General features: G+C 45.8%; 14 protein-coding genes. 3 read left to right on the forward strand and 11 right to left on the reverse strand.

Going from position 1 to position 14,061, the window contains the following annotated elements; translation table 11 throughout:
• Nucleotides 1–25 precede the first annotated feature (25 nt).
• The 8 genes from J2T19_RS25190 to J2T19_RS25225 all read right to left on the reverse strand — a co-directional run bounded on the left by J2T19_RS25190 (nucleotide 26) and on the right by J2T19_RS25225 (nucleotide 7,514).
• Nucleotides 26–1,078 carry a hypothetical protein gene (locus tag J2T19_RS25190; RefSeq protein ID WP_307220835.1) on the reverse strand — a complete coding sequence of 351 codons (1,053 nt, stop codon included), beginning with the start codon at nucleotides 1,076–1,078 and terminating at the stop codon, nucleotides 26–28.
• 49 nt (nucleotides 1,079–1,127) lie between these two features.
• Nucleotides 1,128–2,795 (reverse strand): DUF6138 family protein, encoded by a 1,668-nt coding sequence (locus tag J2T19_RS25195; RefSeq protein ID WP_370874958.1) that lies wholly within the window; start codon nucleotides 2,793–2,795, stop codon nucleotides 1,128–1,130.
• 452 nt (nucleotides 2,796–3,247) lie between these two features.
• On the reverse strand, nucleotides 3,248–3,430 hold the full coding sequence (locus J2T19_RS25200) for an aspartyl-phosphate phosphatase Spo0E family protein (RefSeq protein WP_307220839.1): 183 nt from the start codon (nucleotides 3,428–3,430) through the stop codon (nucleotides 3,248–3,250).
• 222 nt (nucleotides 3,431–3,652) lie between these two features.
• A complete protein-coding gene (locus J2T19_RS25205) occupies nucleotides 3,653–4,675 on the reverse strand; it encodes a hypothetical protein (RefSeq protein WP_307220841.1) in 1,023 nt (340 codons plus the stop codon).
• 13 nt (nucleotides 4,676–4,688) lie between these two features.
• On the reverse strand, nucleotides 4,689–5,687 hold the full coding sequence (locus J2T19_RS25210; RefSeq protein ID WP_307220843.1) for a cysteine peptidase family C39 domain-containing protein: 999 nt from the start codon (nucleotides 5,685–5,687) through the stop codon (nucleotides 4,689–4,691).
• Nucleotides 5,688–5,709: 22 nt separating this feature from the next.
• A complete protein-coding gene (locus J2T19_RS25215) occupies nucleotides 5,710–6,630 on the reverse strand; it encodes a helix-turn-helix transcriptional regulator (protein ID WP_307220845.1) in 921 nt (306 codons plus the stop codon).
• A 115-nt stretch (nucleotides 6,631–6,745) separates the two neighbouring features.
• Nucleotides 6,746–6,934: a hypothetical protein gene (locus tag J2T19_RS25220; RefSeq protein ID WP_082560303.1), complete on the reverse strand. Its 189-nt coding sequence runs from the start codon at nucleotides 6,932–6,934 to the stop codon at nucleotides 6,746–6,748.
• 256 nt (nucleotides 6,935–7,190) lie between these two features.
• The gene (locus tag J2T19_RS25225) at nucleotides 7,191–7,514 is read right to left on the reverse strand and encodes an ArsR/SmtB family transcription factor (RefSeq protein ID WP_307220847.1); all 324 of its coding nucleotides are present in this window, start codon (nucleotides 7,512–7,514) and stop codon (nucleotides 7,191–7,193) included.
• A 208-nt stretch (nucleotides 7,515–7,722) separates the two neighbouring features.
• Between J2T19_RS25225 and J2T19_RS25230 the strand changes: the two genes are divergently transcribed.
• Entirely contained in the window at nucleotides 7,723–9,093 is a 1,371-nt protein-coding gene (locus J2T19_RS25230; protein ID WP_307220849.1) for an MFS transporter, read from the forward strand.
• 211 nt (nucleotides 9,094–9,304) lie between these two features.
• Here the strand turns inward: J2T19_RS25230 and J2T19_RS25235 are convergent, their stop codons facing one another.
• The 3 genes from J2T19_RS25235 to J2T19_RS25245 form a co-directional block, all read right to left on the reverse strand.
• On the reverse strand, nucleotides 9,305–9,754 hold the full coding sequence (locus J2T19_RS25235; protein ID WP_128103634.1) for a nuclear transport factor 2 family protein: 450 nt from the start codon (nucleotides 9,752–9,754) through the stop codon (nucleotides 9,305–9,307).
• Nucleotides 9,755–10,319: 565 nt separating this feature from the next.
• On the reverse strand, nucleotides 10,320–10,736 hold the full coding sequence (locus J2T19_RS25240; RefSeq protein ID WP_307220852.1) for an Rrf2 family transcriptional regulator: 417 nt from the start codon (nucleotides 10,734–10,736) through the stop codon (nucleotides 10,320–10,322).
• Nucleotides 10,737–10,890: 154 nt separating this feature from the next.
• Nucleotides 10,891–11,727 carry an AraC family transcriptional regulator gene (locus tag J2T19_RS25245; protein WP_307220854.1) on the reverse strand — a complete coding sequence of 279 codons (837 nt, stop codon included), beginning with the start codon at nucleotides 11,725–11,727 and terminating at the stop codon, nucleotides 10,891–10,893.
• Between the two features lie 119 nt (nucleotides 11,728–11,846).
• Between J2T19_RS25245 and J2T19_RS25250 the strand changes: the two genes are divergently transcribed.
• Both J2T19_RS25250 and J2T19_RS25255 read left to right on the forward strand, forming a co-directional pair.
• Nucleotides 11,847–12,851, forward strand: a complete 1,005-nt coding sequence (locus J2T19_RS25250) for a Gfo/Idh/MocA family protein (RefSeq protein WP_307220856.1) — start codon at nucleotides 11,847–11,849, stop codon at nucleotides 12,849–12,851.
• Nucleotides 12,852–12,960: 109 nt separating this feature from the next.
• On the forward strand, nucleotides 12,961–13,911 hold the full coding sequence (locus J2T19_RS25255; RefSeq protein WP_307220857.1) for an aldo/keto reductase: 951 nt from the start codon (nucleotides 12,961–12,963) through the stop codon (nucleotides 13,909–13,911).
• Nucleotides 13,912–14,061 lie beyond the last annotated feature (150 nt).

Here is a 14,061-nt window from a genome sequence, read left to right on the forward strand (position 1 = left end):
TCCTGGTACACGATCCTAAGCCAGTCTAGGAATGGGCAACCCCTGTTAATCGGATTACTCTCCTATAGTGCATACAATCCATCACATCTTCCAAGTCCAGGTCACTCGCATTGGGATCACGATAAAATACAGCAGTGGCAGGGAGAAAGCCGACTAATGGTCCCATACCACCACAGATCATGGAACCACCGTCTCCACCTTTGGGTTGCGTCTCTCCTGTGGCATCCAGTGTAAGTTCATAAATGTATGGATCACCCACAAATTGCACCCCAAAGAAGTTGGGAAGCGCCAGGTCATAAGGGCGATCAGCCTGATCTTGCAAGATACGTTTAACTCCTTCAATAGAACCGTCCATGAGCTTGTCCGCTTCTTGTAACTCACCAAAGTGCTTTAATTTTAAAGTGTAATCAAAGCTATCCCCCCAAGGAAATAACGTACGGCATCCACCTCCATACAGATACTCCCACTCGTCCTCGGTAAGCAAACCAAATCCCGCTTCCACTGTTTCCTCCAAAAGAACTTCCAGAGTTAAATCCTCATTGAACCATAAGACCTGAATATCTTCACCGTGGCGAACTAAGCGGAACTGTTGATATTGCTCATATTCATTCAGCTTACTCTGCCTGAATTTCTCCAGCTCTGCTGCAAAATCAGCATCGTCCTGCTGCATTGCCTCTTCTTCTGTCACTTCGATCCAGCCAAGGGAACGAGTGCGGCACTCTACCAACATTGGGGCAATCTCTACTTCCCTTACAGGCGACATCTGATCGCTCAGAAACGATTCCACATCCTCCACGCCATACTCACTCACCGCCTCAAGCAGATCGGAAGACGTTGCTTCGTTCATCCCTTCCTGCCAGCTATCCCAACCCAGCGTTACACGATCCCCTGGCACAAATACAAACTGTTGCCTACCACAGACGAATACACCGGTCTCTGTTCGCTGACCATACCGTTCGAATGTCTGTAGCCCATCATATCGCATCTGTTCTGGTAACTTACGAGCAATCGTATGCATCCACTCGTCTTTCTCTGGAGCAGATAGACCAACCCAAACTCTTCGCTGCAACGGTTCCATTCCTCATCCTCCTTGGTTGGTAGGCTTCCTCTTCTTCTATACAGCCCGTTTATTTCCCCGCAGCCTGCAACAGTTCAAGCAGTAACTCTTTGCGTCTTCCATCCGCTTTACGAGCTAGCGTCGCTAATTTCTCGACCTTGCCCCAGATTGGATACAGTACATGCTCAACCTCGTAAGGCTTTAGACCGTTCATCTGCTGTGTAAGCAGAGCAAGCTTGTCCTCACTTTCCAGCTCAGGCAGAATTTTCAGCTTTAAACTATCCGTAGTACGGCGCAGACAATCAACTAATATAGGTGCAGATTGGGTAGTTACACCATATTTCTCGGCAAACACAGTGATGAATTTATCCTGCACCAGCTGATGCTCATCATCCACATGATTCATGTAGTGCGCGACTAATGGAAAATACTGCTCATCTGTGAGTCCCAGTCCAAAAGTTGCGTAGCTGCCCGTCATACAGTTCTTCTCCCCTTCTGTATCTGCATAAAATTCGAATTGTTCAATGGCTACACGAGCATATTGCTCAAGCAGCGGACGCAGCCCTGCGTATTGCAGTGCATTAGCGAAGAAGCGATGCGTATCGGACTTGGCCAGCCCTTTGATCGGTAAATATTGCTTATCACTAGATTTCAATTTGATTTTATAATGTTTCGGGAATCCCCGTTCCAGTAAGTGAGTAATAAAGGTGAGAGCTTGTTCATAGGCAGAAGCTTCTTCCTGGCGTATGTGGATGGTGATGAGCGAGTATACATCGTTTGCCTTGCACTCAACCTGTTTATTTTTCATAACGATTTCTTCCTTGGCAAAGGTTCCACTACCCTCATCCATCATACGTACTGCTCGACTACTACCCAATTGCACGGCAAGCTCCATGAAGGTAAGACCTCTAGGTTTACTGTAGCTCGGTTCATAGCGAAGAATCATGACCGCTCCATACAATAACAGATCAATCGGTTGCGAGAGCTGTTCTTGGTTCTCATTTTCATCCAGATGCTGGGTCTCCTGCTGCTCTAATACTGCACCTGGCTTGAGCGTATACTCATTCGCACGGTAGGTAGAAGTCTGAATATCATAATACTGAGGCAAAAATTGATTCTCAGCCCATTCGGTTAGAGCATGGATCATATTCCTACGATGCTCCGCGAGTGCCTCCGGACGGCTCTTATTCAACTCCTGAATCCGATTAAAGATTGCTATCGTTCGCGCTACATCCAATGTAGGAAACAGGTTCACGTCAAGAAGATGACGTGTCAAGAAAAACGATTCTAGGGGCTTCGTCGGATAAGTACCATTCTCCACCTTCTCGTCTACATAGGAATGAACACGTTCAAGTAACTGCTGTCTCTTCTCTTCATGGACATAATCCAGCAATGTTAGATGCAGCTTACCTTCGGTGGTTGGGAACTTCCCGCGAAAGGTAAAATGGTAATCAATCATCGGAGTATGTGCCCATTGCTCCAACTTGCCTTTAACCACCTCCACAAGTTGCGGTTGAATCACCGAACGTACCTCTTCCGAGGTGAAAAAACCTGCATTCTTCGATGTAAAACTATCATCCAAATCCAGATCAGCACTATCTAGCGTTGTTCGTCCAGGTCTGTAATCTAGCAAAATATCATTGAAAATTCCCATCTGCAACGTGGTTCGTTGCACAATACCGTTCAGATCTGTGCGGCTCGCCTGTTCATCAAACCATATATGAATCTCTGCCACCATCTCTTCAATGGCTTCACTAATTGTTATAGTCACTTGTTCTCCTGCCTTTTGCTATCTATTATGTACTCTTCTCTTACAGCATCTACTTCCTCTTATACAATCAGATTGGCTTCAAACCATCCTTGGTATCTGCGTGTTAACATACGTTTATCACCTATTATTTTACTCTCATAAGACTGACCGAAACAATGAGGCTTACGTACGGTTGTTCAGGCGAACGCTTTGCTTGTTCTGGTTATTTCTGTCCTCTCCGTCTGGTGTTGATATAGTTCTTCTCATATAAAGACAATAATGATATCGCTTACATTTATTTTCATGAATAGGTATGCTTTCTCTTTCCACTCGCATCATCTCCCCTTATACTGGAAAATAATCAACATAGATGAGGAGGATCTGGGATGCAATTGACAGACCAAGGCATGTTGCAGATTCATGAAAAAGATATCTCTAGTTTATATTTTTATCGTTTTTTTCAAGCGTATTGCCTGGTTATATTCGTTAATCAGTTCATCCAAGACCATGGATTGGCGAATGACTTCGGGATGCCATAGATCCGGGTACTGATTCGCAATCTGGTAGAGTCGCTGTCTCGCCTTTTCAATACATTCCTGAATGGCTTCCGGATTCTGCACCATACTCCCGCCCCCTGTTGTCCTTCAGTATTGTTCATCCAAAAAAGACCATCTATTATAATATTCGGAATACGGATCGTTTTGGATTACCCCAAAATCAAATTTTTGTATTATTTTTCTGATTAAGGGTGAAATACGTATGATAGGTGTACACGTGTGTATGGAGTATAAACTAAAAAAAGATAGGCTCTTATGCCTATCCGTTTTTGCATATGCATGCTCTGCTTATCTCAACCCAATATCCGCAAAACGATTACCAATCGTTTCGGGAAAGGCATTTTTAATAGCGTCTATAGCCTGTTGCTCTCTATCCCCTGCCCTTTGAATCTGCTCAATCACCTTTTGTACACTTTGCGATTCTCTTGCATCCCACGCGGAGTAGTCATTGATCACCTCTACGATGTTGGAATAATGCTCTGCGAGTAAGGCGTATTCGCTTATAACCCGATCCATATGTAGGGACAGATGCTCCAGTGCTGCCACATACGAGGCGATATCCTGTCTAGATTTTGCATAATAGCGAAGGACAATTGCTGCCTCAACTGTGTCATACGTTCCTGACTGTAACGCTGCAGCAATGGTCGTATAGGCTTCTGCTCCACAGGCATAATCTTGGGGAGGCAACATGTAATCATGAGTTTCCCATTTGTAGACAGCCTGGATTAACGATTCCTTGCAGACTTCCCATACATCCACCGATTGATGAGACTCCAGTACTTGATAATACCAGTAGGGCGATTCATTTTGTCCAAAAGAATGATATGGTAGGGGCTGCAGCTCCTGTCCCTCACAATCACAGATATAGATCAGTTGCTCGGTATCATCATACCCAGCAGCAATGACAAATTGATTATGCCACAGAATCGCTCCCACGCCGCGGTTAATACTTGCCTTGATATCATGCAACGCCTGCTTCTGATACAGTGGAAAGGTGGGTTCAAATGAAAACCCTGCCGCCTGGCTCGCCGTTACACCAATGAAGTCAGCCGCTACAAAATTCTCTGCCATCCAATTGTATGCCGAGATCGACTCTGCGGTTAGACGCCGATCAACCACCAGTCGAAAACCACTGACTGTCATTCCCGCAATCATGTCATGAGTGAAACCACCCCATCGTTGATGATTCAGAATACGATACAATACATCCGAATATGAGCTATTGACCCGCCCTCGTCTCTGATCATCGGATATATGCTGATTCGGTACTGGCGCTATCAATTCGTTCAATATGACTTTGGATTCCATCACTCCCACTTCCCTCCTATCTGGCTGAATGTGCTCCCCATCTCGGTACTGTAGAGCGTTTACGGTCAGGGTATCGGAAGGAGATCATTCGAAAATAATCCATGGCTTGCGCCTCCAGCACCTTCGCCTTCAACAATACCTGTGCCAGCTTCTTGGTCGTGTCTTGACGCAGAATCCTTCTGCCCTCGTGCTGAACGATACATGTTTGCATCTCGTGGATCAATACTCCAATCTGTTCATAACATGTGTGCGCCTGGTTCAGTTCGTCCCATAACCCTCGTACATCGTGCAAATACTTCTGAATCTCAGTTCGGGACTGACAATAGGCGTCCAAAATATAAGCTGCTCCTGATGCATCATAATCTGTACGTTGCAGCGCCTGCACCCACACTTCATAAGCCAGCTTGCCAGATGCAATATTACGATCAGGCAACAGACGATAAGGAGTATCCCAATCCTCTATCGCCAGTCGTAAAGACTCCAACACCATATCCTGTTCTGCCATGTGGACTTGGTCTCCGAATATCTGACAATACCAGAAGCCAGTGAAGTTCAGCCCAAAATTGTCATACAGCAGGATCTGGGATTCCTCACTCCACCCATCCTGCACATAGAAGATTCGGTCATCGTCATCATAACCGTGAATGACACCGAATTCAGGAATCCAGTAAATGACGCCTCTACCCTCATCCAGACTACGTTTCACCCACTTCACAGCATCCTGTTGGTAATAATTGAATGTAGAGTGTCGTGTACGTCCACCATCCCAGATAGTGAAGATACCCAAGTTATCAATGCCGGGCCGATGCGCTTCTCCCCACTGTCCGTAGGCTGTAACTGACATGGGAAGTAACTGCCGATGCACTGCAAGTTTAAAAGCCATACCTGTGTATCCAGCGAGCATATATTTGGAGCCATGAAACTGACCCGTATGGGTCAATATGGCATGCAGGCCATCCACATACGATTTGGATTCCCGTTTCATCATGAAGTGATCTAACATGACTTCAGCCAAGACAAGACCTCCTTTCTACGATCTATTCCACATTTCCTTCCCGCTGAACCGTTAATCTATTCAACAATTGCTCTGCACGTTGCTGAAGTTTTCTCCTCAGCCAACCTGGCGATAATAGTTCCTCCCACTCGCTACGAAACAAATGCTGGAGGAACGCATCCGTATCATGAAATTCAATAAAATAAATCTGGCCCTGTCGATCCCGAATCGGATATCCATGCCACAGTTCAAGGTGCTGTCCTTCCTTCAAGCGAATCTTCGCTACGAACGGTTTGCGAACGGGCAATGGCTCTTCCCACCCACTCAGCAAAGCATCAGCTTTGTATTCAAAACTCTCCTCCGAGACTGACATATGAATGATGCCTTCCAACCGAATGGTCATTTGCTGTACAGCATCGGTTTCATAACCAATAACATAATCGGCGTTAAACTGTGAGATCAACTTGAGAGGGCACAGGGAGAGCTGCCTTTCTCCGCTATGATCCCTATAATGAATGTGCACTCGGAACGAATCAGCAATGGCATGGGTCAACAATTCAACCCATTGTAGTTGTTTCGGTTGTGCTGTAAATACGGGAAGTTTACTTTGCCCTGTAGGATGTTCCTCCAACGTAAAACGCTCAAGTAGATGCGCGACACGTTTCACCGACTCTGCCTGCTCATAATCGTAATACCGATAGCGATGTGCCAGATATTTCAACACCTGCTGCTCTTCCTCTGTCATATATAAATGGGGCAGACGATAAGTCTGATCCTCATAACAATATCCACGGTACTTCGCCATGTATAATAAAGGAGCACGTAGGGAGATTGCCATATACTCAATATCCCGCTGCGCTTGTCGACGCGAGATTTCGAATTCTCGTGCGAGCCAGCCACTATTAGGAAAACGCCCACTCCGAATCTGCTCGTCAAACCAGTGAATACGATGCATATTGCTCATCTTCCCCCCCCCCTTTCACTTAAGCTCACTTCTTCTATTATAAGAGCATTCTGCTGAATTCCAATCCTGTCTGGTACACCAACAGAGCCTGTTCGATCGAACAGGCTGCGCTGCGTTATACAGTCACCTGATCCACTCTGGACTGTACTGCTTTTGAACATTTCTTGCATACTTTCAACATCGTGCCGTCTGTTTTGGTTTGGGAATACAACAATTTGATACGTGTACTGCCGCATACTGGACATGTTCCGCGTCCTCTGGATGGAAGACTCCACAGCACGCGTCCTCTTTTGGTTTTTGCCAACGTTTGTAGACCTCTTTTCAAGTTTTGGTGTGTTGAATCAATTGCATAACTCACTAAAAGTCGTCTGGATTGAAGTGGCTAAAGGGTTTATGAAATTGATTCTGTTCACCGTTATTATAGAGGTCATGGTACGACATAGAATGTCGCAGCAGTTTGCGAAAACGCGGTGCAAGATACCCTTAAGCGAGACTGAAGACACATCCGAATGGAATGCAATAAAAAATGCCCCCTCTTCAACTTGAAGAAAGGACAGATTCTAGGCGTGGTCGCTATTCGTTTGAGATGCTGCCTGTAATAAAGGCTGTAACAGCCCTGGGAAACGTTCTTCTAGATCTTCCGATCTTAAGGTCAGGAAATGCTGCGTTCCCTGTACTCTCACTCGAATAACACCAGCTTCTCGCAATGTTCGAATGTGGTGCGACATGGTCGATTTTACAACAGGCGCATGAAAATGACTGCAAGGCTGTTCTCCACTTCTAGCGGCCTCTGCAACAATACCAAGACGTGTTGGATCACTTAAAGCGTACAACACGGAAGAAAGTTGAATATCCCCCACTTGAGGATGATGCAATATTTTCATACTGTAGTCTCCTTTTTTTCAGACTATCCATTGTATTTTAGCACAGATTCATGATATATTTCTAAAGTTCGATACCAATCGAACTTTATCTATTCATTACGTTAATGTACCCATGCGGTTAGGCAGGGGTTAACATCATATCACATTTTGCAAATGTTACATGTAGTTTCTGAAATGTTGCGAAATACAAAATTACAGGAGGTTTTATATGAACAGCACGGTCACTGCATCATCCGGAGAACAAACCTCTGGACTACAAGAAAGGTTAATTGTCAGCTTGCTTGGCTTCACGGTTGTACTCGTCGTGATGAACACGATGATGTTCAATCTCGCATTGCCCAAAATCGCAGCCGAATTCGCGCTCTCATCCGTTGCGTCATCATGGATCGTTACAGGTTACTCGATTGTCTTCGCCATCTCTTCCATTACATTCTCACGTCTATCGGACTTTGTGCCGATTCGTACCTTGTTTACAACCGGGCTTACCTTGCTCGGCGCTGCGTCAGTTCTTGGTTTCTTCAGTAATCACTTTATTGTCCTGCTTGTTGCGCGTTTGATTCAGGCGATGGGTGCGGCATCGATTCCGGGACTAGCTATCGTTCTTATTACTCGATATATCCCAAGTGACCGCCGTGGTAAATCAATGGCTGTTATTATGTCTGCCAGTTCTCTTGGCCTTGGACTTGGACCGGTTATCGGCGGGAGCATCACGCAATTTCTAGGTTGGCATGATCTATTTATCGTGACTGGATTATCCCTATTCCTGATTCCTGTATTCTTCAAACTGCTCCCAAGTGAGATGCCGAAAAAAGGTTCGTTTGACTTGCTCGGTGCGCTTCTGCTCGCCATTGGTACAACAGGCATTCTGTTATTCCTCACCTCAAGAGAATGGATAACCATTGTCGTGGGCGTTGCTGCGTTATTGCTATTCTGGTTACGCATTCGCCGTGCAGTGGATCCATTCGTGCAGCCTGCACTGTTCCGTGACAAAAAATATATGATTCTCAGCTCGTTGGGTATTGTATCGTACATTAATAATTTCTCTACCTTGTTCCTACTGCCACAGATTCTGGCTCATTTATATGCACTGACTCCGGCTCAATCTGGCTTAGTCATCTTCCCGGGTGCAGTTGTATCGATGTTGCTGTCCAATCGGATCGGCCGCATGATTGACCGACATGGAAATACGCTCTTGCTACGATTTGCACCGTGGTTGTTGTTAGCAGCGGCTGGCTTGTTCGCCCTATTTGCACATAACAGCATTTACGCCATCATGGCGGTATACATTTTGCTTAGTGTGGGCTTCTCTGCGCTGACAACCAGCGTGTCCAATGAACTGTCAGGCAACCTAACAATGGATCAGGTTGGTGCAGGCATGGGGCTGTTCCAATTAAGCCAGTTCTTCAGCGGCGCCTTTAGTGTAGCTGTTACAGGTGTTGCCTTGACGGCTATGCAACAATGGACACTGTCCTCCGCATATAGCAGTATTTTCTGGGGCATGACAGTTGTTGCACTTGCAGCGGTGATCTTCTCTCAGTTGTACTTACGGATGCAATCACGCAAGAAAACGACCGCCTGATTCTATAACATGATCATCTCACAACACAAATGCAGTATACAACATTCTAAGCCAGGGAATTCCACATGGGAATTCACCTGGCTTTTTACAATGTAACGCAAGTTATCGCTCGTAGATATACATAACAAAACGCCATAAGTACATATCATGTACTCATGGCGTTTAATATTTCTAGTCCCTTTGAAGATCAAATGAAGATCCAATATGGATCTTATTCAAACATATCCAGACGAAGGCGTTTCAGACTTGTATGCTGAATGTACCATTCTCCGTCAATCTTCACAAATGTCTCATGGTAATGCCCAAACCCGTGAAATGATGTATTCTCATTGCCTTCCGGGAAAGTCACCCAGTCTTCCATAGGTGAGATCACTTTTGCTTCGTTCTCAGATACAAATTCTACTTCGGCGCTATGTACATGATGCACCGTCACTGCTACATCGACAAGATCCCGGAATACCTGTACGATCGTGTCGCGACCATTCAATACAGGAATAGGGTTACCTTCTGTGCTAAAATCGGCTACCGCATCTGGAGCGAAAACCCCACCCAGTGCGTCCCACTGTTTTGTATCAATAAAGCGGCAATAGCGTGCTTTGGTATTTCTAATGCTCTCCAGTGCAAGCAGTCGTTCCAGTCCAGTGATCGTTGATTGGCTCATGTGTTGTTCCTCCAGAGATGTAAGATATGTTCGTATCATTCTGCTATGTATGCAATAAAACTCTTATTCATTGTACCATTCGGTTCCTACCAGGCACAACGACAGACTATACGTTTGCATATTACCCATCTGAGGTATATGTTGAAACATCCTTGCCTAGGGCGTGTCTGAAAACTCGCTGAAGTCGATCTTTTACCGCTTTTCGCCCCCTGCTGCGTCACTTTCCATTGACGTACCGCGGTACACCTGCGGAAAACTTCCTGGCTTGGAACGAAAATTCGGCAAAATCTGCGTCCTTCGGAGTTCTCAGACTCGCCCTACAAAAAAAGACCAAGAGTAACAGCAGACTTTATCTGTTTACGCTTAGACCCTTTTGTTAGGACTTCTATTGGTTTGTAATCAACGCTCAACCGCTATGAGGAATTACATACCTGCTTCATGCATCATGCCCGTAAACCTGTGGTCCATGTTATCAATCTGTCAGCCGGTGAATCGTATGCTCTGATCTAACGATCTAGAGTAGGCTGGAGTATTGAACGATCCTCTTGTCCAGACGCAAACTCTACTACTCTTGTCGGGAAGAATGCCATGCCTTCATCTCAGCAGCTAGCTCCGACATTTTGCGATTATTCAAGTAGTCCTCCATCTGCTCTTCCGCATGCACCATCACCCTTTGGATCAGACAACTGCCGTTATGGTTCTGTGTACATTCAAACAACGAAGCCTTTCCTTCAATGGCATGAATAATCTCAAGAAAAGAAGGATCCGGATTTTTACGACTCAGACGGTAGCCTCCATTCGCTCCCGAGGTCGATTCAATCATCCCTGCTTTGACCAGTTTGGTCAAGATTTTAGACAGATACGTAGGTGATACTTTCTGTAACTCTGCGAGCTGATGTACGCTAACCAACTGTTCTGGCTCAGTAATTACAAGATGCAGCATGGTATGCAAGGCATAATTCGTAGCTTTAGAATATTTCATGAGGGCACCTCATTATATACGGATTTAATTTATCCATAATAGACCTGATTAGACGCAGTGTCAAACTTCCCGCTTTCTCCAGCTTCGCAGGGTTAATTCACTTTAAGTGCGTGTTCAAAAAGTACGGTTTTCAGTTTGAACAACCTCCTTATTACTAACTATGGTATAAGCCTCGGTAATCCGTAGGTGTCATGCCTTCTCTTGCCATAAACTGACGGTTAAAATAACTGGCATTCGGATACCCCGCCTCTTCCGCAATCTGTCCAATATTGGCGGTTGGACGTTCTAATAACCATTGCTTTGCCATCTGTAACCGAGAACGTGTAATGAACTCCATCGGTGTCATCTCTACAGCACTCTTAAACAATTTGCAAAAGTAATACGAGCTTACTCCTGCTAGATCAGCCCAGTCTTGTAGCAGGAATGGCTGACAAGCCTCCTGCTGCATCTGTGGAAGTAAGGCTAGCACACGGCTTTCCGCGTTGCTTGTACGAGTATTTTTCAGTGGAACAGCATGCTGAACGAACTCAGCCAATACAGCATAGGTGAGCGTGGACAACTGGGCTGGTCGCAGCATCCGATTCTGTTCCGCTTCGGTGAGCAGCGCCAGATGTGCTTCTTCCCACGGAGTCTGCTGACGCAGCGTCCATAACAGATTACGATGTAGGCCTCGCTCGATCATATAATCATGCAACCGATCTCCATAAAAATGAACCCAACGTACATCCCATGGATCATCCTCGCTGCTGTAATATCGCTGCTGCTGTTGCGGAAAATACAACACAGCCTGTCCAGCTCGAAGCTCATGCACGACACCGTCTGCTTCAACGTATCCTTTGCCTGCGGCAACGTAGTGAATGTTGAAGTTATTGAGTGCACCTGTCTCACGCCAAACGTTATGTTGGGGGTGTTCTGTATAGTGTCCAATCGACTCGGGATAACAAAAATAGGGGATATTTTGAAGAGTCAGTAGCGTTGTCTGTCTTAACATAAACCGCTTCTCCTTAAGTAACAATTTTGTGTTAACTATAATCAATATATTATCATTTTAATTCATTCATCTATCTCATATAATCACAATATACATTTATACACAGGAGGAATACAACTATGAATTCAGATCGTAAATTGCGTTGGGGCATTCTTGGTAGCGCTAGCATTGCTGTACGCTCCGTTATTCCGGGTCTGCAACAATCCGAGCTAAATGTGGTTACTGCTATTGCTAGTCGGGATGAAGAAAAAGCGAAACAGACTGCCGACCAACTAGGTATAGATCAAGCTTATGGCAGTTATGAAGCATTACTTGCAGATGACTCCATTGATGCCGTATACATCCCCCTCCCGAACCATCTGCACCAGGAATGGACAATTCGCGCTGCAGAAGCAGGTAAGCACATTCTGTGCGAGAAACCACTTGCGCTGACTGCGAAGGAAGCCGAGGAAATGGTTCAGGCGTGTGCGGATGCTAAGGTACAGCTTGCCGAAGCACTCATGTATCGCCACCATCCACGTTATGATCAGATTAAGGAGATTATCGCTAGCGGTGAAATTGGTAGAGTTCGCGGGATTCATAGTACGTTTTCATTCAACAATTCCGGTTCGGCTGGTAACGTTCGTTTCAAACGGGAATGGGGCGGCGGAGCCCTCTATGATATTGGCTGTTATTCCATCAGTGCTGCGCGTCTAATCCTTGGGCAAGAGCCCACTGCAGCAACGGTGATTGGCATGTTCTCTCCTGAACATGATCATGTGGATATGATGGCTTCAGGATTGCTAGAGTTCGATGGCCAGGTTGGTGTCACATTTGACAGCAGCATGTGGGCTGCCTTCCGCAATACGCTGGAAGTACTCGGATCAGATGGACGAATTGAAGTACCTTCTGCTTATATTAGCAACCCAGATGCAGGCTCTAACTTCTACGTCACTTCTGGTGGAGATCGTAGAGAAGTCGCTGTTCCACAAGTGAATCACTATTCCCTTCAGGGAGATGACATGGCACGTGCAGTACTTCATGGTGAAGCACTGCGCTTCGCACCTGCCGACGCAGTAGCCAACATGAAGGTACTCGAAGCTTGCCTGCGCTCAGCAGAAGAACGTACACGAATCACACTTTAAGGGTTGATCAGAAAGTCTGCTTTTGATTACAAAGTATGCTTAACGGCATCACATTAGCAAATATGGGTTTAGCCAGAACACGAACGATATATAAGGACGGTGTGTGAATATGGAATTTATTACGATTGATGGTGCGGGTAAACGCATCTCCCGCTTAATTAAAGGCACGGACTATTTTGTACATGACGCTTATGAGAAAGTTGCTGCCAATATGGATGCGTTTCTGTCCATCGGTGGGAACACCGTGGATACGGCTCATATCTATTGCGGAGGACAGAGTGAAGAAGTGCTTGGACGTTACATGCAGGAACGCGGCAACCGTGATGAGATTGTTATTCTGACCAAGGGTGCCCACCACAACCAAGACGGCCCACGCGTTAACCCTGATGCGATTCGCAGCGATCTCCTGACGAGCCTGGAGCGACTCCAGACTCCTCATGTCGAGTTATATGCCTTGCACCGCGATGACCCTAATGTTGCTGTTGGTGTGATTCTTGAAGCGCTGAATGAGCACATTGAAGCTGGGAAAATTGGTGCGATTGGTGCGTCCAACTGGACTTGGCAGCGCCTGGAGGAAGCCAATACCTATGCCGCATCCCATGGTCTGAAAGGTTTTACGTTCAGCAGTCCGAATCTCAGTCTTGCCAAAGCAAATGAGCCCTTCTGGGCAGGCTGTGTATCCGCAGATGCAGAGACTTTAGCTTGGCATGAACGTACACAATTGCCTTTGTTGTCCTGGTCTTCTCAGGCTCGTGGTTTCTTCACAGGTCGCTTCACACCAGAAGTACGGGACAATGCAGATCTGGTTCGTGTGTTCTATAGTGATGGCAACTGGGAACGACTGCACAGAGCTGAACAGCTGGCTGCAGCCAAAAATACAACGCCCATTCAGATTGCGCTTGCGTATGTATTGAATCAATCCTTCCCAACGTGTGCACTAATTGGCGCTCAAAACCAGGCAGAACTGCTGTCCTGCGACGAGGGATCACGCATCTCCCTATCGACTCAAGAAGTGAATTGGTTAGATCTTGGCAGTGATGAGAAGCCTTCGTCTCTGTAGTTGTGTCATTATAAAGATTATTTATTGAAACAAAAAGGCTCACTCCCAGAAACACGGGACGTGAGCCTTTTCGATATATTTCATGACATAAATGATATAGGGGATAAACGATCATGAATGCCTATTTCTTTTTTCAGGTATTATAGCGTA

The sequence above is a fragment of the Paenibacillus tundrae genome (assembly GCF_030812775.1).
In the GTDB taxonomy this organism is placed as follows: Bacteria; Bacillota; Bacilli; order Paenibacillales; family Paenibacillaceae; genus Paenibacillus; species Paenibacillus tundrae_A.